This window comes from Enterococcus sp. (genome assembly GCF_032555305.1).
Lineage (GTDB): Bacteria > Bacillota > Bacilli > Lactobacillales > Enterococcaceae > Enterococcus_A.
The window spans coordinates 48,089-68,191 of sequence record NZ_JAWGOQ010000029.1; the positions used below are offsets into that span (position 1 = coordinate 48,089).

Below are 20,103 nucleotides of genomic sequence, written 5' to 3' on the forward strand. Positions count from 1 at the left end.
AAGTGCTTTTTAAAGGACATTTTCTACAAGTAATCTCTAAATCAGATTTTTAATCCAAAAAAACCCAGAATATTTCTGGGCTTCCAAATGAAAGAAATCAGTTGTTCAAAGAATGAAGTGTTTTTTGATTCGAACATTTCTATTTTCTTATTTACGATTAAATAACCTGATCGCTACTCTCTCAATAAGTCAATGCTTCAGAGATTTGTTTATAGACTAGCAAACCATAAACGAAGTAAATAATAAGAAAAGCAAGGTCAACGATTCCGATCACACCTACCAGCCATTGCTCTGCCTTAATAACCGGCATCGCAAAAGCATTTCCACTGATTTTTTCGATCATGATCCAGGCCATTAAATTGCCAACGATGAAAGCTGGTATCACTGGTGATAGAAAATAAAGAATGATCTGATTTCGCAAAATAGTCCTTCGGTTGCTCTCCTTTTCACCTAAATAATTCAATAACGTATTTTGTTGGCTATTTTTTCCTCGATCGCTAAGTATCTGGACGGCTAGTATCGTCGCTCCGGTAATACAGAAGATTACTCCCAGAAGTGCCATTGGTAAGATCATGGGAATGCCGTCAGAAGTTTCCTTTTCAATTTTCCTACCGAAGACATAATCATCTTTAGTTATCAGTCGCGAGTCATCCGAACTTACCATCATATTACTGCCATCAAAAAAAGTCGTTAAATGATTGACTTTCTTTATTTCCGCAGATAAATTTTTGTTTTGCTTATAGCTTTTGATTTGGGTGGTATAAAGGCTATACAGAACTTGAAGATTCTCTACTGTCTCATCTGGTAGAACGATGATAAATCCATAGCCATTTCCGTAGTCCGTGTATTGATTAAAATCTTCATGATAGACTCCCGCAAATTCTAAGTTTTCATTTCCTACTGATAGCGGATGTGCTTCACCATATTTTTTCATTTCCGGTTTTAAATACTCCATACAATGGATCATATATTGAGAATCCTTCATTTGAACAGGTTCAAGCTTTAACAGCCTTCTCAAGCTTTGGTAGTCGCTGAACTTTAGATAAGTATCGTACTCACTTTCCTTAAAATAGTATTCGTCCTCTTGATGCTTTAGATTCTCTTGTGTGCGAATGTTTGAAAAAGTCCTTTGCTTGTTGTGATACAGATTATAACTGGTGCTTTTTTCGATCGAAGCAACCGCTTCTAACATCGTATCGTAATTTCTAATAGTATCTGTAGAGCCTTGGTGCAGAATGATGATATCAAATGCAATAATTTCTTGTCTTTTATCGGCGATCTTACTGAAAACCACCGCTAATGTCAGCGTACAAATCGCCAGCATAAATAAAATGCCTAAAGCCTGCATCGTTCGTTTCAAACTTTGAATCTTTGCGGCAAAGGTTCGATAAAGAATTAAATGCTGTTTGCGATACATCCAGTTTTTTTGCCGTTCGATCCGAAAACAGATAACAGAAGACAAGCTTGCAAAAAAAAGTAAAATGAACAGCGTATAAGAAACGAGCCCAATAAAAATGTCATAAGCATTCCCTAAAGGAAGTTTGATCAAAAAATAGCTTCCAGTTCCCAAACAAACAAATGAAATGAAAAACAATACAAGTTTAAACTTCGAAGCATTTACATTAATTGGGACTGTTGTTGACTGGATATAGATCAGTTCTTTAAGATTCAGCCGCTTTAATTGGCGCTGGTTCAACAACAGGGCTATGAAAAAAATCAAGCTGACATAAAGGATCGTTAAAACGAATCCTGGAACTGAAAATCTTAGCGCGATCGAATAGTCTTGACCAAAAATCTTCATTGTAATCGCACGGATGATCTCCGAGAACAGCACGCCACAGGGCGTTCCAATGATTAAGGCAAAAAAGCCAAAAAAGCTATTTTCTAAAATAAGCATTCGAGAAATTTGTCCATTACTGATTCCTAACAGCATATAAGTGCCTAACTCACGACCCCGTTTTTTCAGCATGAACTTTACCATATAATTGACCAGCCACCCGATGATACAAACAATCAAAAAGGAGACGAAGTAGATCAGCGGCTTAACACCTGACATTTCAACCTCCATGATTGGCGCCATTTCTGGTGAAAAGATCAAACTATTAAATCCATAAAGTAAAATCACTGCCAATAATAAGGTAATAAAGTAAATCAGATAATCGGCAATTTGTTTTTTCACATTTAAAAAAGAAAGATGTCGCAGCATTCAAATCCCTCCTATCACGGCTAAAACATTTAAGATGTCATGATAGAAAGCGGTTTGTGGTTTATTTCCAGCGTGCAGCTCATTGAAGAGTTTCCCGTCCTCTAAGAAGAAAATTTTATTACAGTAGCTAGCTACAAACGGATCATGAGTCACCACGAGGATCGTTGAAGCAAGCGTCTGGTTCATCTCCTGCAACGTCTTCATTAAAATTTGCGAGGCTCGGCTATCCAAAGCGCCAGTCGGTTCATCCGCAACGATCAATTTTGGCTGCGAGATAAGCGCCCGAGCACAAGCACAGCGCTGCTTTTGCCCGCCAGAAACAGCGGACGGGTATTTCTTCAGCACAGCGGAAATTCCTAGCTGACGTGCAACCTGCTCCACTCTCTTTTCGATCTGCTTCAATGGCAGCTTTTGAATAATCAATGGCAAAGAAATGTTTTCCTCCAAGGTCAAGGTGTCCAGTAGATTGTAATCCTGGAAGATGAATCCCAGGTTTTTCTGCCGAAACATCGTTAGCTTTTTCTTATCAAGCGTTTGAATATCTGTTTGATCAATAATGATCTGTCCAGCTGTGATATCATCAATCGTCGCAATGCAGTTGATTAATGTACTTTTGCCAGAACCCGAACTGCCCATGATACCAATGAAATCGCCTGAATAGATATCAAAGCTGACATCATCCAACGCTTTCGTCATGTTTTCTTGACTGGTGCCATAATATTTTTCTACATGTCTTACTTTTACTAGTTCATTCATTTCCTCACTCCCTTAAAATCTAATACTTTGATATGCTCTCATTATCAAATAGAAACAAAAAGAGTTGTAGCGCTTCTTCTGTCAAAATTCTTTCATTTCTGACAGATTTCAAAATTGCTTTTGTTGAGGTAAATGAAGAGTGACCGCGGTATATTCTCCCAAAACTGACTGAACTTCGATCCCTATTCCCAGCTTATCGCATAAGCGTTTACACAAATAAAGACCAATTCCCGAGGACTTGTCATAGTCACGCCCCTTTTTTCCAGTAAAGCCCTTATCAAAAACTCTGCTTAACTCCTCTTTAGGAATACCAATCCCATTATCACGAACCGTTAAATCAATAGTGTTCTCCGCCTTCTCAGCATAGATACTCAGCTTAGGTGCTGTCTGTTTATACTGGATACTATTCTTGATAATTTGAGTTATTATGAATATCACCCATTTTTTGTCTAAACCGATTCGTTGTTCTTCTACATTTACATCTACCTGAAAACCACTACTGATCAAGGCTCTTTGATTTTTTTGAATCACTTCATGGATTACCTCCGTTAATGCGACTTCCTGGATAAGATAATCCTTATTCGTCTGTTCACTCCGAGCATAGAAGAGAGCCTGTTCTACATAATAATCAATTTGATTCAATTCGTTTAACAGCTCGTGGTTCCTTTCAGGTGGAAGCGAAGAATTTTCAATGATCAACTGACTAGCAACGATCGGCGTCTTTACATCATGCACCCACTGCTCAATATATTCTTGATACTCCTCGAAATCTCTGCGATAATCCGAGATCTGTTTCGTCATAGAACGATTGGCTTCCTTCATAAAATCAAAATAATAGGATTCGATGGCGAACTTAGGTTTTGGCGCAATTTCCGCAAATAAATTTTTTTGATCTAGAGCAGACAGGATAGTGGATAAATTCTTAATTCTCCGACGCTGCTTTAGGTATCCATTCCCATAAAAATACAAGAGAAGCAGTCCCCAAACACTAAAGATCAAGAAAAGATGGTCAAAGGAGACCTCAATAAAACGTAAAAAAGAGCCCAGAATCAAGCAGCCAAAAATATTTAATACTAAAGATAGGCTGTGATCTCTCAAAAATTCTCTTAATTTCATATCATATACCCCTGACGATATTTCGTTTGAATCAGCCCGTCGACGCCAGCTTCCTGAAGTTTTTTTCTCAGTCGAGTAACCGTTAGGCTCAAGGAATTATCATCGATATACAATTGATTGGTCCATAAATAATCGATCAGTTCACTACGGCTGACGATTGTTTCTTTGTGGAGAAATAAATAATGTAAAACCTGCAGCTCATTTTTGGTTAGTTCAATCGTATTGTCTTGATAAGTGATCGCAGATTTCGCCAAAGATAAGCCGATTCCTTTATAGCGAAGTTCACTTTGATGCTCATTCGGACTACTTCGTTTCAGCAAGGCTTTGATTTTCAATAATAACAGGGAAATATGATAGGGTTTCTTTATATAATCATCTCCGCCTAACATCATTCCTTGAATTTCATCGTCGATTGCTTCCCGGCTAGTGATGAAAATAATCGGAACCTCAGATTGCAGTCGAATCTCGCTGCAAATCAAAAAGCCATTGGTCTCAGTTCCTTTCAAATTAATGTCTAACAAAACTAAATCAATTTCTGATTCAAGAATGAATTGAGGAATGTCTGTGTACTCCTCCGTCAGATAGACCTCATAATGATTGCTTTTTAAAATAGTGGATAATTCTCTTTCGATGATTTCATCATCTTCCACAATTAGTATCTTTGGACTTCTTTCCATGACTGCCTCCATTCTCTTTTAGTAAATGCTTTCAATTGATCCTCCCTCAATTATAGAATATCGACCGAACAATAGACACAGCATCCCCAAAAACATGATTCCAAGGCAAAACTTTTGAATTCTTTTTGATATTCGAATCAGTTCATGCCTGTTTAAGCTCCAATTAAGTTTCATCGATTATATTGTACTCAACCCAAAAAAACTTTTTTCATTTTGTCAGTTACTTTGGTGACTGGCAGCCCTTTTTAAATAGTCTTTTGGAAAAGATCTCCTTAGACTATAAAAAAACTCTTTACCTTTTCTGGTCGTTGCGAAAGCAGCGACTCTTTTTTTTACAACAAAAGAAGAACCGTCTACGCAGGAATCACGTACACAGTTCTTCAAACTTTTCTTGCTTCAATTGTAGATCATATTTCCGTTTCAGATATTCCGTTTTTTCGTATCGTTTCTTTTGTGGACGCTGCGATCAACTCACGTAAAACAACTAGATTAATGTCTGCCAGCTTATTGACGTACACACATACTAACGAACTTTTGTATTTTCCTAAACGAGCCAGCAAGTCCTCTCTTTCGGGAAATTTTGCTTCTAAATAGATCGTGTGACGCGTTTTTCGGGTAGCGAATGCCGCCAATGGAGCCTCGCCTTCCCGACCGGAGTCGTATCGATAGCGATAGTGTCCAAAGCCGATGATACCGCCGCCCCAGACAACAGGCTCAAAGCCCGTCGTTTCCCGAAATAAAGCCGTTAGTTGACGCGCCTCCCCTTGTTTACGAGAATGGGAAATTTCTTCGATAAAGGTTGCTACAGGTTCCTCTAACGGTCGAAAAACAGGTTCTGCCATCTTGCAGCTCCACCTTTCAGCAATTTTCTTAAGTATATGATACTGGCGCTGACTATCGCTACTTATCTGCTTTTCACCTAAGTTATCTGACCGTTTCTATTTCAATTGCTACACAATGATAGAATTTCCATCGTAATCCACAGAGAAATCTTGATTATTTTTCTCAAGGCATTTCCTATCATAGCTAGATCATTGATTTCTATGTAGATATTCTAACTAATCAAAAAATATTTATTTGGTATCAAGCTACTTGTTAGCGTTTTTTGAAGCATGAAAGAAGTTTAAACATTCTTCTTTCATGCTTCTGAACTTACTGTCGCTGATTATCCCAACTTTGCTTCTGCCTTGTCAGGAAGCTCGTTTTTTTTACTTCCTCATACATGGTGACACCTTTTTCTTTATTCCAGGTTACTTTCAAATAGGCGTTTTTACGAAGCGGACAAGTCTTATTTCCGTTGAATTTAAGTTCTTTTTCGGTACCGTTTTTGTCATACCCCTTTAGATCATAAGCATAGTCAGTGTAATCTCTGCCGGCATCATCTTTTCCATCGATACGCTGACCATCCGTCGTTATTTTTACATAATAGTTGTCTCCGCCCATGATTCTCTCATAAGAACTATTCAATAAATAGCTTCCGCCAGCCAATACAATGATAATCACAGCTGCTAAATCTAATAATACTTTTTTCACAGTGTATTCCCCCTCTTAATTTCAGAAATAAAATAGCATACGACGACTCTTTCCGCCGACATTTTCAACGAACATTTTTGTAACAATAAAAAAGTCCCCTTTTCGAAATCGCAATTTATTGATTTGCTTTGTTACTTATTAAAAACGAATCATCCATTCAAGGAATCTTTGAATAGTAGCAGCACGTCATTCAGGTATTACAAATCGACTATTTTTTATATTAAAAATTTTATTTATTTCGTTATTTTTTCTAAAATAGATTTTTATTATTTTCGCTTTCCTGAGTTATTAACAAAAGAATATTATATTTAATAATTGACACTTGTATAGACATGTGCTAAATTTTCTACATAAACAGAAAACGTTTTCCATTGAAAGGAGGTGCCGTTCGTGATTTCTCGAAAATTTCGCGTAATCTACGATGACCTTGCGGGAGAGATCATATCAGGAAATTTTGAAGTTGGCAGTTACCTGCCTAGTGAGCCTCAGCTCAGCGATTACTACAAAGTATCCCGCGAAACGATTCGAAAAGCCTTAAATCTATTAACCCAAGAAGGCATGATTCAAAAAATCCGTGGAAAAGGTTCACTAGTTCTTGGTCAACCGATCTCAACGGATACAGACTCGCTGGTTCTTCCAACGACTCCGAAAAAGACCAGACAGCTCCCGCAAAGCAAGTATAAAGTAATCGAGTTTTCACCAGTAATCCTGTCCGTCAAACAATTCATTCACGATCCGAATGAAGTCCTGGATTCATTATCTTTTTATAAAATCGGACAAGTTTGCTTGGTGAACAAGACACCGAGTTTTCTGAAATACACTTATCTTGTCTCTGAATTGTTCCCTAATTTAGCAGAAGAAGATATCATAGGAAATTTGGATGAGTTTTTACAAGCAAGAAATGAGCAGCCGCTGGGATTTATTAAGCGGGAGATTATCATCGAATCTGCTGATTTTCTAGATGCGCAGTATTTAGAAATTCAGGCAGGAGATCCATTAGGGGTAATCAATGAAAAGACCTATTTGAACAATTCTGATCTGCTGATGGTCTCATCAACTAAATACTCTGCTCAGAATTTTCGCTACAGCGAATTTATCAACAAATAGAAAGAAGGAGTCATCATGTTCCATATTTTTGGAAAGAAGAAGCCGGTGCTGATCAATGATTTAAATGTCTATGTGCCGGTTGATGGGAAAGTCATCCCAATTGAACAATCATCTGATAGCGTTTTCGCGAGTAAAGCGATGGGCGATGGCTTTGCCGTCATCCCTTGGCAGGAGATTGTCAGAAGCCCTGTTGCCGCTGAAGTTATCCTTGTCGCCGCTACGAAGCATGCGATTGGCTTACGAATGAAAAACGGCGATGAAGTTCTGATTCACATGGGAGTCGACACGGTCGAGCTAAATGGTGAGCCCTTCCAAATAGACGTAGAAGTTGGAGATATTGTTGAAGGTGGTCAGCAATTGGCTACGATGGATTTAGACTTGATTAAACGTCACGATTTAGCAACAGATGTAATGGTGGTCTTTACAAACAACGAAGCAGCCCAAGCAAATTTTGAAATCGAACCTGGAGTGAAAAAAGCTGGCGAGATTGTTACCACATTAATAATGAAAAAGGAGCAAGATTAACATGGCACAAAAAGTAGATTATTCCGCATTGGCAAAGGAAATCATTGATGGTGTTGGAGGCGAAGAAAACGTCAATAGCCTGATCCATTGTATTACCCGCCTTCGTTTTTACTTAAAGGATGAAGATGTGGCACAAACAGACAAAATAAAAAACCTAGACGGCGTCATAGACGTTCGCAAGGCTCAAGGTCAATACCAAGTAGTTATCGGTTCCGCTGTTGAAGATGTTTACGATGAAGCGATTAAACAACTAGGAACAGATAAAGCTGATCCTGAGGCAACTGCGGCCGTTGTTGCAGCAACAACCGCAGAAGATCAACAGGGTCACCAATCAATCTTCACTACTCTCAAAAATAGCTTCAATGATTTAATCGGCTTTATTACCGGTTCAATGAGCCCAATTGTCGGCGCCTTAGCAGCTGCCGGTATTACAAAGGGCTTACTTGCACTACTAACCATGCAAGTACCAGGTGTTAATATTTTACCATTAATTTCATCAGATTCAATTACTTTCACTGTAATCAATGCCATGGGTGATTCTATTTTTGTCTTTCTGCCAATCATGGTCGGTGTGACCGCTGCCCGTAAATTAGGATCAGACATTATAATTGGTGCCACAATCGGCGGTGTACTAGTTCATCCAAGCCTATTAAATATGGTCGCGGGAAAAGCCGTGGGTGAGACCCCTGCTCTATTGTCACTAGGTGGCTTCGATGTTCCATTATTAAGCTATACGTACTCGATCTTCCCTATGATCCTAGCAGTCTTTTTAGCTGCTAAAATGGAAAAATTCTTAAAACGTGTTTTACCAAACTATTTACGTTTGATCTTCGTTCCTTTAATTACCATTTTTGTAATTAGTGGAATTACTTTATATATCACTGGTCCAATCATTTTAGGTGTTTCAAATGTTCTCGCTCACGGTATTCAATGGCTACTTCAAGTCTCTGGTCCTGTTTCCGGCTTTGTGATCGGCGGTATCTATCAGCTACTGGTTATTTTCGGATTACACTGGGGTCTAGCGCCTATCGCATTGAACGACTTTGCGACCTTGCATTATTCTCTTTGGAACGCCATCATCTCTACCACAATGATCGGTCAAGGTGCCGCTGTTTTAGCTGTAGCTTTGAAAACAAAGAAAACATCTTTGCGTGAATTAGGGATTGGTGCAACGATCTCTGCTTTCGCCGGTGTAACAGAACCAGCGATTTATGGGATCAACTTAAAATATCGCCGCGTGTTCATTTCTGGTTTGATCGGCTCTGCTTTTGGTGGTTTGATCACTGGGCTCTTCCATGGAAAAATGTGGGGCTGGGCTGGTTCTTGGATCGGCTTCGCTTCCTTCATTAACCCAGAAAAAGGGATCGATCAAAACTTTTGGATCTTCTTAGCCGCAAGCGTGGTAACGACAGTTGTCGGATTTTTAGCTGCCTATTTCTGGGGCTACAACGACAACATGACCGAAGAACAAGCCATGGCAAAACCAAAGAAACCTTAATAAACGAAACCTAATTAAATTATAAGCGGCTGATTTCGATTAGTCGCTTTTTCGTTAGAATGTGAGGAATGAACATGATTTCATTTGATCAAGTAAACGGCATTTTTCATTTATCCAATAACAAGATCAGCTACTTGATGCAGATCGAAGAAGGCAATACATTAAGCCACCTTTATTATGGTGCACCGATTCCCAGCTACTCTGGCATAAGAAGCTACCCGAGAATGGACCGCTCCTTCTCGCCAAATCTGCCGGGTGCTCAGGATCGCTTATTCTCATTAGATACACTGCCGCAGGAATACCCAACATTCGGAACGGGTGATTTTCGTAGTCCAGCCATTCAAATTCGAAACACCGATGGTTCTTCTGCCCAGTCGCTGCAATATAGTCACTATAAAATAGTAAAAGAGAAACCGAACTTAGAAGGCTTGCCGCAAACCTTTGGTGAGGATTCGGAGACACTGATCATTTTCCTAGAGGACGCCATCAGTCAAGTACAAGTACAGCTGAACTATACGATTTTTAGCAACGAACCTGTTATCGCTCGCTCCGTACAGATTCACAATCAGTCCGACCAAGGCATTCAATTAGAAAAAGTCAGCAGTGCCTCCATTGATTTTGCCAAAGAGGAATTTGAACTTTTGCATCTTCCTGGCGGCTACTCTCGTGAACGAATGCTTGAGAAGCAGCCGGTTCCCGCTGGAACGATCCAGTTGACTAGTAATCGCGGTGCTTCTAGTCATCATCAGAATCCGTTTTTTGCTTTGGCTCATCCTCATACAACGGAAACGAACGGAGAGGCGTACGGCTTTTTATTAATCTACTCAGGAAATCATGAGAGCACCATCGAGAAGGATTCCTTTGACCAGATCCGAGCACAAATCGGCATCAGTCCGCTTAATTTTTGCTGGAGCCTATCTCCAGGTGAATCCTTTCAATCTCCAGAAGCCTTGATCACCTATAGTAACGCGGGTTTGCAGGAATTGTCTGCTGCGTTTTACGAAGTATTGCATAAACACATCATTCGCAGTACCTATAAGGAGCAGGAACGCCCTGTACTGATTAATAACTGGGAAGCGACCTTTTTTGACTTCGATCGTGAGCGTTTGACGAAAATCTTAGATCGGGCCAAAGAGATCGGTGTTGAGCTGTTTGTCTTAGATGACGGCTGGTTTGGTCACCGTGATGATGACCGCTCTTCTCTCGGCGACTGGTTTGAATATCCGGGGAAAATTGCTGGTGGGCTTGCTGATTTTAGTAAAGAAGTGCATGAGAAAGGTCTAAAATTCGGAATCTGGGTCGAGCCTGAAATGATCTCGCAAGACAGCGAGCTTTTCAACAAGCACCCCGACTGGATCATCCATGTACCTGGACGACCTGCCGCTCCCGGTCGAGATCAATTCATACTAGATTTATCCCGCAAAGAGGTTCAGGATAACTTGTATCAGCAATTGAAAAAGCTGTTTTCTTCTATTGAAATAGATTATGTGAAGTGGGATATGAATCGCAACATGACGGATGTCTTTTCTCAACAGCTGGATGCCAACCAACAAGGCGAAGTGGCTCATCGCTATATTTTAGGATTGTACTCGCTGCTTGAACGCTTAACGACAGAGTTTCCAACGATCCTTTTCGAATCCTGCGCTGGTGGCGGCGGTCGTTTTGATGCTGGCATGCTATATTATATGCCGCAAGTCTGGACCAGTGACAACACTGACCCTATTTGTCGAATTCAGATTCAATCCGGAACAAGTCTTGTTTACCCAATCTCAACCATGGGTGCGCATATCGCCGATATTCCTAGTCACCAAACTCGGCGGAAAACGCCGATCGAAACAAGAAGCGATGTCGCCAGTTCAGGGTTATTAGGCTTAGAACTAGATCTAGCCAAGCTTGATTCCGATGATCTCAATGTTCTGAAGATGAAAATCAATTTTTATAAAGCGAATCGTGTTCTGATTCAATTCGGAAACTTCATTCGCCTTCTATCACCTTTTGAAAACAATGATGCAGCTTGGTCATTTATCTCTCATGATCAATCTGAATGTCTGGTTTATTATTTTCAAACACTGCAACAGCCTGAACCTGCCTTCAAGCCGTTAAAGCTGCGGGGATTAGACCCATATGCGATTTATCAAAGTGATGCTGGTGACATTACTGCCACTGGCGCAGAATTGATGCAGCTAGGAATTTGGGTAAATCAGCAAAAGCACGGGGATTTCTATTCATCGGCGCTGAAATTCAACAAGATTGGAGAAATAGATAATGCAGATGCGAACGATTAAATTGGAGAATAAAAACGGCTATACTTTTGAAACAATCTTTTATCAAAGAACAGCGATAATCGAAGGAAAGCAAAGCCAAAATCCATTGATGCTGATCTTCGCGGGTGGAAGCTTCACTTCCCTTTCCAAAAGAGAACAGGAGCCAATCGCTTTAAAATATTTGAGCGAAGGCTTTAACGTAGCGCTGGTAAACTATAATTTACTAACAAAAAACGTTCCGTTGTTTCCAAACGCCGCACTATGCGGTCTGACAGCCGTCGACTATTTTAGAAAGAATTCAACCGAGTATCAGATCAATCCCGATCAAGTGATCACGGCTGGATTTTCCGCTGGCGGTTCTGTCGTAGCAATCATGAATTCACTCTTGAATGATCCGAAATTTTTGAAGACATACGGATTTACATTGGAAGATATTCGACCAAATGGAACGATCTTAGGCTACCCATTGTTGGAGCTCGATTCGCTGCAAGCCAGCTACCCAGCAGAATTCCAACAATGGATTTCAGATGAGCCGGCCTTTCGAAATGCGAATGTAGGAGTCAGCCAATTAACACCACCCACATTTTTATTCCATACAGCAAACGACGACTTAGTTCCCGTTTCTAACACGCTGAATTACGCGCAAATACTGGATGAATTTCATGTTCCTTTCGAAGTCCACATTTATCCAAAAGGAGTTCACGGAATCGCAACTGCACGGAAAATTTCCGCTACAGATCGAGCTGGCGAAATCAACCCTGCAGTAGAATCATGGATGGATCTCTCAATCACATGGCTGGGAAGTATATTTTCTACAATTGATTAAGCAAAAAAAGAACTTGGTACTCCAAATTACACAAATAATTGGGAGCGCCAAGTTTTTGTTCGGCCGATAATATCATACGTTGCCTTTTAGTTATTTTCCACAGAGACCTCATTCACTCTATCATCTGACTAATATCTTGAACCTGTTCATATTGATAGATATTTTCCTTACAAAGTCTTCTTAAATCAATATCTTTTCTTCTAAATACAATTAATTCAAAAACTATAACTTGTCCATTGCAACTCTAATTGCCTTTTTACTATTCATAGATGGTAGTAATCAATTAAAAAGAAATTCATTTTATCTAGCTCCCACTTTAATTACAATATCTTCGTTGTACATCGATTACAATAAATAGTCACTTCTTTCGGAAATCGTTTATCAACATTGCTTGTTTTATGCTTATCCATCAGTTGATACGTCTTTTCTCCAACGACCATCTCAGAAATATTCGTATTTCCGCAGTAAAAACATTTAAATTTCTTATTTTTGAAGCGTTCAGCGTATAATTGTGCCTTCTTTCGTTCTTCCATGAAATTACGACATCTGGCAATAAGTTCGAGCTCCTTATAATTTAGTTCAACCACCTCAAGCCTTTTCGTATTTTTGCAGAATCTATATTTTTTCATTTTTTCCTGCGCAGCAGTCCTAGATTGAAATGTATTTATACTTGCGATTTCCAACACCTGCAGCGGTATTTCATCATCCGGATATTGATCCAGATAAAGCTCTGTCAATTGTAAGTAATTCACTCCTTGATACCTGCCCAATCCTGAAGCATACCCTGTTTCTCCTCCCCTGCTATAAATGGCAAACAATCTTTCGTATTCCATATTCCCTCGCTCCTTTTTTGCTGAAAGATTTTGAATTTTAGCTTTATGTAAATCAATATTCCTAATACTACTCCTACACAATAACCGAAACAGCGCTTTCATTTTTTTGAACACTTTAACTTTGGTTGTTGCTACCGAAGTTTGTTTCACTTCTTGTACTAAAATAATAGCATTTCACTTAATCCAAGTGTTTTTCTATCTTTTTTCTTTTCTTTAGCAATTTGAATATTTCAAAATGCTGTTCGCTGAAATTGAGCACTGAGGGACAAGAGTCCTCCTATTTTTTCTGTTATGATTTTTCTAGAAGATTAGCTATCTATCCAAAAATCTGGAATAGCAAAAAAAATGAAAAGAGGATTTCCATATGACAAAAATCGCTGCCATCACGGTAAAACAATTACCCGAACAACATTTACTGACTATTCGCAAAACTATCGCCTTTTTCGAAGAATATGCAGAATTTATGGGAAATGCTGTTGATATTATCCAGCGACAGATCGAAAAAAATGGCGCACTGCCTAGCAGCGGACCAATCGTCTGCTTTCACAACATTGATCTGGATGAGCTAGACGTAGAGATCGGCTTCGTCACACCGCGCCGGATAGATGCGACGGATGAGACTCATTCTGTCACCCTTCCTATTCGTACGATTGCTACGACGATCGATCGAGGTACTTATGAGAAACAAGATCCAACACTGGAAGCTCTAATGAAATGGATACCTGAACATGGCTATGAAACAACTGGCGGTATCTATTATCATTATCTAAATGGCGAAGACCAACCACAAAACGAGTTTCTTACCGAAATGTATATCCCTGTGAAAAAGCTAAATTGAAAAAAGACCATCAATCATTCTGATTTCAAAGGATGATTGATGGTCTTTTTATATAAATTTCCAATATGACATCTCTTCAACTTTCTTTTTTTACAATAACAGTCACCATATTTGCGTGCTTCAGCATAAATCAGAACTGAGATACTAGATGGAAGATGAAGCCAAAGAAAAAGAACTGATGCTTTGAAAAAGTGATTCCATTTCAAAGCATCAGTTTCTAATTTGTTCATTTTCTTATCCTATATACTATACGAATACTAATTAGTCTGCTTGATCACTTCTATTTTCCTCAACAGCTATTCTGTTTACCTGAGTTTTTCCACAAAAATGCGCTTAAGATAATGATCATTACTAATCCAACCAAAATTGGGGTTAAGGGTCTTGTATCATTTGTTTTCATATATTGCTTTGCGGTTGTTTGTTTTACTGCAGGTTTATTGCTAGAGGTTTTATTTCCATTGTTAGAAATGCTGTTAGTTGATGTTTTCCCAGCTTGGATATTTTGGCTCCATTTAGCATAAAGTGTCAGATGTTCTGTTACTGAGTTTGAAAAATCCCAGGCTTTAGTCAATTCTTTATCAGCGAACCAACCAGTAAAGGTATAACCGTTTTTTTCGGGATCTTTCGGTCTTACGACCTGTTGATTCCTTTTTACCGTTTGTTTAGCAATAAGGCTTCCACCATTAGTTTCGAACGAGACGATAAATGTATTTGCTTCTAAAACGGGACCAGCATGAATCGTTTTAGTAATCGAAAGACTAGCAAACTGTTCCATTTCATCACTAGCAGCTAATCGAATCTGATAGTTGCCTGTAGCTAGAGAGTCAACTAGGCCATTTTGGTTTCCCTTAAGCCAGTTTGAAGTTCCTTCTTTTCGGTATTCAAATTCACCAGTGATCCCTTCTAAACGCCCATCACTCTTGCCTTTCCGACTTTCATTTACAACTGAAATCTTACTTTCAGGCATTATTGGTCGCTGCTTAATACTCAACAACTGTGGTTCGTTATTTGCCGACTCTTCTCCGTCAGCTAGTCGAATAATTTTCCACTCTTTACCGTTGAGCATTGCTTCATCCAGTTTCAATATTTCCACATCACTAACCTTACGTTCGGTCGATTCGCAGGTCAAACGATATTTCGCTTTCTTATCAAAATTGCTTAATAATTCTTGCTCGTAATTAATCTGAACAGTCGGTGTTGCTTCTCTTTCTGGCCCGGCTTTGATTGTTTTGGTAATTGGCTGACTAACAAAACGCCTATCTGCTTGACTAGCAGAATAACGGATTTCATAATCGCCTGATGATAGATTTTCAACGATTCCACTTATTACACCAGCAGTCCAATCCTTACTGCCTTTTTTTCGAAACTCAAGATCAGGGTTTACTCCCATTAGTTTCCCGTCGCTTAATCCGAAAATACTTTCATTTTCAACAGTGATCACTTTTTCATCGAGCTTCGGACGGGCGTTGACACTTCCCTTTTGCGACTTACTATCTTGGGTGGTGTTTCCATCGCCTAGTCGGATCACTTCAAAGTCTTCACCAAACATTGGATCTTCTATAGCAAAAATTTCTGTACTGCTAATTATTTTTTCGGTTTGACCATATGTTAGTTTGTAGGATGCTGACGGATCAAAGTTCAGTAATTCTTCTGTTTCATAATTAATCGTTATTTCTGGTGTCTCTTCCCTTGGCAGTCCTGCTTTGATCGTCTTTTTGATCGGCAAACTGGCGAATTTCTTATTGCCTGGTTGAGCTTTATAACGAATTTCATACTCGCCTGGTGCCAAATTCTCGATTTTCCCATTTTGAGAGCCGACGAGCCATTCTTGTGTACCTGCTGGGCGATACTGACGATCAAGATCGACATTGATCAACACCCCGTCTTTTTCTCCAGCCGCACTTTCATCCTGCACCTTTACCATGTCCTCATAAAGAGGTAATCGGTGTGGTATCGTTAAATTTTGCGCCTCACTATCCTGTGTCGTACTACCATTTCCCTTTCGAATAATCCTCCATCCTTTACCGAACATCTCCTCTTTAATAGTAAAAACATTCGTTCCGCTTACTTGCACTTCATTTGACCCATACAATAACTTGTATGAGACGTTCGGATCAAAGTTCAATAATTCTTCTGTTTCATAATTAATCGTTATTTCTGGTGTCTCTTCCCTTGGTAATCCTGCTTTGATCGTCTTTTTGATTGGTAAACTGGCAAAATTCTTCCTGGTTGGTTGTGCCTTATAACGAATTTCATACTCGCCTGGGGCTAAATTTTCGATTTTTCCTGTTTGAGAGCCAGCGAGCCATTTTTGTGTTCCCGCTGGGCGATATTGACGCTCTAGATCAACATTGATCAACATTCCGTCTTTTTCTCCAGCCGCACTTTCATCCTGCACTTCTACCATGTTCTCATAAAGTGGTAGACGATGAGGTATTGTCAATTGTTGCGCTTCACTGTCTTGGGTCGTACTAGCATTACCCAATCGATAAACTTTCCAAACCTTACCGAACATCTCCTCTTCAATATTGAAGCGATCTGTTCCACTTACACTTTTTTCGGTTGTTCCAAACGTCAGCTTATAGCTGGCACTCGGATCAAAGTTCAGTAATTGTTCTGTTTCATAATTAATCGTTATCTTTGGTGTTTCTTCCCTTGGTAGTCCCGCTTTGATCGTCTTTTTAATCGGCAAACTGGCAAAGCGTTGAATGTCTTCTCGAGCGGTATAACGAATTTCATACTCGCCTGGAGCTAGGTTTTTTACGGTCCCGTTGGAAGAACCAGGTAACCAGTCCGTGGTTCCAACCGGACGGTATTCACGATCTAAGTCTACACCGCTTAACTCGCCATCCTGTTTCCCAGCCGCGCTTTCATCCTTTGGAGTCACATTACTTTCATGAAGCGGTGTCCGATGTTTAATGGTTAGACTTTGAGCTTCACTGTTTTGCGTCGTACTGCCATTTCCCAACCGAAAAACATTCCAAACCTTGCCAAACATATCTTCTTCAATCTTGAAGTTATCCGTCCCGCTTACTCGCTTTTCATTTGACCCATGTGTTAACTTGTAAGAAGCATTTGAATCAAAGTTTGTTAATTCTTCTGCTTTATAATTAATACCGATATTCGGTGTTTCTTCCTGCACACTAGCGCTAGCCCGAATGGTCCGTACTAGAGGTAAGCTAGCAAAACGCCCATTAAATGATTTTGTACGAATCTGATAGTCTCCAGGTTTTAGATTTGTAATTTTCCCATTACTTGTCCCCGATAGCCATTGATTAGTACCTAAAGGTCGGTATTCTTGCTCAAAGGTAACACCTGTCAGCTGTCCATCTTCTGCACCGGCTTTACTTTCATCCACCGCACCTATTCGCTCTTCATAAATTGAGTTACGACGAGGTATAGTTAGTCTTTGTGCAACACTATTTTCAGTCGTAGTACCATTTCCTAGACGAATGATGCTCCATACCTTTCCATGCATTTCATCGTCAATCACAAAATCAGGCGTACCACTAACCGACCTTTCGTCATAATTAAATAGCAGTTTATACGATGCAGCGGGATCAAAATTTATCAGTTGTTCCGTTTCCAAAATAACAGAAATAGATGGAGTGGGCTCAGGGACAATGGCTTTTAATGACTTTTCTACATTCTCAGTATAAGATTTTGTTAATACATCAGATATCGTTTGATTCTTTTCAGATGTTGAAGTAGGAATTTCAGAGATTTTCGAGTTATCTTGTGACGAAAACGGTTGAGTAGAGTCCATGGTTGTTTGTTCCGGTTGCTCTTTTTGATCAGTAGTAGATGACTTCGTTTCTGATATACTAGAGGTTTCGGCAGTTTCCTTAATCTCAGCAAAAACAACCTCAATTGTTGGTGATACCACTGGAGCTAATAATAGATAGACAATAAAGCAACGAATCATTTTCTTCATACCCTTACCTCCTAAAAATATTCGAAAATTCAAAATGTAACTTGCTAAACACATATAAAACTTAATAACAAAGAGATTCAGTCACACTGTTATTCAAATTCTTTTTGGATTATCATAATCCAAGGAACAAAATACTATCCCTATAGTTCTAATTCTAAATAGAAGGTTGACAAAAAAGAACAGGAAAACTGCTTAATACCAATACATTTCATCCCAATAATTTAATAAATCATAAAAAAATGAATAAAAAGCGTTCAAGAAACAAACCAAGTCGTTTCTTGGACGCTGTAAATGCTGTCCGAAAAAGTGTGTTACAGACAACCTCAGATTACTAATTTTTAGAAGCCGAACAAACACCTAGTAATCAAAAATCGATTTCTAAGAGCTTATTTTTCAGCAGGTCATTTTATAGTCAAAATGCTTAATTTTCATTATGTCAACTTGCCGATATACTCCATTATTCCAAATAAATCATAAAATTCTTCAACTTTACTTTTTTTTGAATAACAGAAACCATATTTACGATCGTCAGTATAAATCAGAGCAAAGACGCAACTATATTCTTTGTTCATTGAACGCAAAAGTAACATAGAAGACGCTGAAAAAAGCAGAATCAGAAGACTGATCACTCCATCACCGATTATGAAGGTTCCAACAACAATCATCCAATTCTTTCCGCCTTTTACAGCAATCCGCTGATAAAATGAATAGCCTGTGGATCTGCTCAGCACATTAACTAGCTTAGCGAAAAAATGGATTAATCCCTAGCTTCAAATAATCAATATTTCTTTCTTCTAACGTCTCTAAATCAACGTCTGCATTATTTCTTACCAATAGTCTACATGCCTCAACCACCGCTTCCATCCTCTTATTATTGTCTTTTGAAGTTAAATTTTACTGTCATTTTCCCTACTTGATTATTATTGAAGCATCCTATCCTAATTTTTTAGCCCAAATTTCTTAATATCCCAATTCTATCATTCTGAGTAAGCATTTTTTACGCCTTCGTAACGCTCTTTTACAGTGTCCATTCAAGAAAATTAGTAGGTATTTATTAAGAAAACCTTAAGCTGGAAAAAGAAATAAAATATTTTTTTGAAGGCGTTTTCTTTGTGAAATAACGTTAAATCAGCATTCCTGTTAAATGCATAAAACACAAAATGTGTCAAAGTGGGCAAAATTGTTTTAGGGTATGAAAATTGCGCACTCATTTCATTTTAATGTAACGAAAATCCCGATACTAAGCGATTCTTAGAAAAATCGCGATGAAAACCCTGCAATTTTGACCCTCAAATGTAATTTTGCCCGTTTTGACCTAGTTTGCGTTCAGGATTATCGTTTAGTCACCGGCCGGAACAAAAAATCAAACAGGAGGAAACAATAATGATTCAACACATCGGAAACAAACTACAAGTAGAGATCGACGCAGGCGGAGAGAAAGTGAAGAAAATCAGCTTCTCGAATGTGATCGAAGAGCCCAGTGAGGAAAAAGTTTTGGAGCTAGGCGAAATCATGAAAGAACTATCGGTAGAAGGCAGCGAGTTGTATGGCGTGATCTTAACCAGCCAAGCACGTTATACCAAATAAAAATTAGAGAGGAGAAAAACGAATGCTAAAAATCGTCGCAACATTCAAAAATAGCTTTGGCAAGAACCAAATCTGGAGCTTCAACGATCCTGACACTACCAAAACAGACACAGAGACCAAAGGTCTGCTAGAACGCATGACCAACGTGAAGCTTTGTCAGAAAGACGGCGCGGAGCTCTTCCACACCGTGGAAAGCGCCAAGTACGTCGAAACGATTGAACGAATTATTTTTTAAACAATAACTTTTGATGAGCGGCGGTAACGCGGCCGCCCTCCTCTACTAAGAAAACGAAAGGATGAGAAACAATGTATGTACAACCTCTGTCGTTCCGGCAGCTATTCAACCTAAAACCAAAAACACTAGAAACACGCATCACCGATTTTTATCACCAAACGCAAAACA

Annotated in this window: 17 protein-coding genes; 8 read left to right on the forward strand and 9 right to left on the reverse strand. The window is 39.2% G+C overall.

Annotation, left to right across the window (positions count from 1 at the left end):
* Positions 1 to 181: 181 nt before the first annotated feature.
* From E6139_RS18000 to E6139_RS18025, 6 genes are all read right to left on the reverse strand, one after another.
* A complete protein-coding gene (locus E6139_RS18000; RefSeq protein ID WP_316404858.1) occupies positions 182 to 2,206 on the reverse strand; it encodes an ABC transporter permease in 2,025 nt (674 codons plus the stop codon).
* Complete coding sequence (locus E6139_RS18005; protein ID WP_316404860.1) at positions 2,207 to 2,962, reverse strand: ABC transporter ATP-binding protein; 756 nt, start codon at positions 2,960 to 2,962, stop codon at positions 2,207 to 2,209.
* 108 nt (positions 2,963 to 3,070) lie between these two features.
* Complete coding sequence (locus E6139_RS18010; RefSeq protein WP_316404862.1) at positions 3,071 to 4,078, reverse strand: sensor histidine kinase; 1,008 nt, start codon at positions 4,076 to 4,078, stop codon at positions 3,071 to 3,073.
* Positions 4,075 to 4,755 (reverse strand): response regulator transcription factor, encoded by a 681-nt coding sequence (locus E6139_RS18015; protein WP_316404863.1) that lies wholly within the window; start codon positions 4,753 to 4,755, stop codon positions 4,075 to 4,077. Before E6139_RS18015 ends, E6139_RS18010 begins: the two co-directional genes overlap by 4 nt.
* 407 nt (positions 4,756 to 5,162) lie before the next feature.
* A complete protein-coding gene (locus tag E6139_RS18020) occupies positions 5,163 to 5,597 on the reverse strand; it encodes a DUF1801 domain-containing protein (protein WP_316404865.1) in 435 nt (144 codons plus the stop codon).
* Between the two features lie 310 nt (positions 5,598 to 5,907).
* On the reverse strand, positions 5,908 to 6,288 hold the full coding sequence (locus E6139_RS18025; RefSeq protein ID WP_316404867.1) for a YxeA family protein: 381 nt from the start codon (positions 6,286 to 6,288) through the stop codon (positions 5,908 to 5,910).
* A 390-nt stretch (positions 6,289 to 6,678) separates the two neighbouring features.
* On the opposite strand from E6139_RS18025, the gene E6139_RS18030 reads away from it, so the two are divergent.
* The 5 genes from E6139_RS18030 to E6139_RS18050 all read left to right on the forward strand — a co-directional run bounded on the left by E6139_RS18030 (position 6,679) and on the right by E6139_RS18050 (position 12,508).
* Positions 6,679 to 7,395, forward strand: coding sequence for a GntR family transcriptional regulator (locus E6139_RS18030; RefSeq protein ID WP_316404869.1), 717 nt, complete (start codon positions 6,679 to 6,681; stop codon positions 7,393 to 7,395).
* A 15-nt stretch (positions 7,396 to 7,410) separates the two neighbouring features.
* Positions 7,411 to 7,920 (forward strand): PTS glucose transporter subunit IIA, encoded by a 510-nt coding sequence (locus E6139_RS18035; RefSeq protein WP_316404870.1) that lies wholly within the window; start codon positions 7,411 to 7,413, stop codon positions 7,918 to 7,920.
* A gap of 1 nt (position 7,921) precedes the next feature.
* On the forward strand, positions 7,922 to 9,418 hold the full coding sequence (locus tag E6139_RS18040) for a PTS transporter subunit EIIC (protein ID WP_316404871.1): 1,497 nt from the start codon (positions 7,922 to 7,924) through the stop codon (positions 9,416 to 9,418).
* A 74-nt stretch (positions 9,419 to 9,492) separates the two neighbouring features.
* On the forward strand, positions 9,493 to 11,703 hold the full coding sequence (locus tag E6139_RS18045; RefSeq protein WP_316404872.1) for an alpha-galactosidase: 2,211 nt from the start codon (positions 9,493 to 9,495) through the stop codon (positions 11,701 to 11,703).
* Positions 11,684 to 12,508 carry an alpha/beta hydrolase gene (locus E6139_RS18050; protein WP_316404874.1) on the forward strand — a complete coding sequence of 275 codons (825 nt, stop codon included), beginning with the start codon at positions 11,684 to 11,686 and terminating at the stop codon, positions 12,506 to 12,508. Before E6139_RS18045 ends, E6139_RS18050 begins: the two co-directional genes overlap by 20 nt.
* Before the next feature lie 320 nt (positions 12,509 to 12,828).
* Here the strand turns inward: E6139_RS18050 and E6139_RS18055 are convergent, their stop codons facing one another.
* A complete protein-coding gene (locus tag E6139_RS18055) occupies positions 12,829 to 13,341 on the reverse strand; it encodes a hypothetical protein (RefSeq protein WP_316404876.1) in 513 nt (170 codons plus the stop codon).
* A 364-nt stretch (positions 13,342 to 13,705) separates the two neighbouring features.
* On the opposite strand from E6139_RS18055, the gene E6139_RS18060 reads away from it, so the two are divergent.
* Positions 13,706 to 14,179 carry a GyrI-like domain-containing protein gene (locus tag E6139_RS18060; RefSeq protein WP_316404878.1) on the forward strand — a complete coding sequence of 158 codons (474 nt, stop codon included), beginning with the start codon at positions 13,706 to 13,708 and terminating at the stop codon, positions 14,177 to 14,179.
* Between the two features lie 289 nt (positions 14,180 to 14,468).
* Here the strand turns inward: E6139_RS18060 and E6139_RS18065 are convergent, their stop codons facing one another.
* Positions 14,469 to 18,113 carry an InlB B-repeat-containing protein gene (locus E6139_RS18065; RefSeq protein ID WP_316404879.1) on the reverse strand — a complete coding sequence of 1,215 codons (3,645 nt, stop codon included), beginning with the start codon at positions 18,111 to 18,113 and terminating at the stop codon, positions 14,469 to 14,471.
* Positions 18,114 to 18,544: 431 nt separating this feature from the next.
* Positions 18,545 to 18,778: a hypothetical protein gene (locus E6139_RS18070; RefSeq protein ID WP_316404881.1), complete on the reverse strand. Its 234-nt coding sequence runs from the start codon at positions 18,776 to 18,778 to the stop codon at positions 18,545 to 18,547.
* 718 nt (positions 18,779 to 19,496) lie between these two features.
* On the opposite strand from E6139_RS18070, the gene E6139_RS18075 reads away from it, so the two are divergent.
* Together E6139_RS18075 and E6139_RS18080 are read left to right on the forward strand one after the other, a co-directional pair.
* Positions 19,497 to 19,700 carry a hypothetical protein gene (locus E6139_RS18075; RefSeq protein ID WP_316404882.1) on the forward strand — a complete coding sequence of 68 codons (204 nt, stop codon included), beginning with the start codon at positions 19,497 to 19,499 and terminating at the stop codon, positions 19,698 to 19,700.
* A gap of 22 nt (positions 19,701 to 19,722) precedes the next feature.
* A complete protein-coding gene (locus tag E6139_RS18080; RefSeq protein ID WP_316404883.1) occupies positions 19,723 to 19,935 on the forward strand; it encodes a hypothetical protein in 213 nt (70 codons plus the stop codon).
* The last annotated feature ends 168 nt before the right edge of the window (positions 19,936 to 20,103 follow it).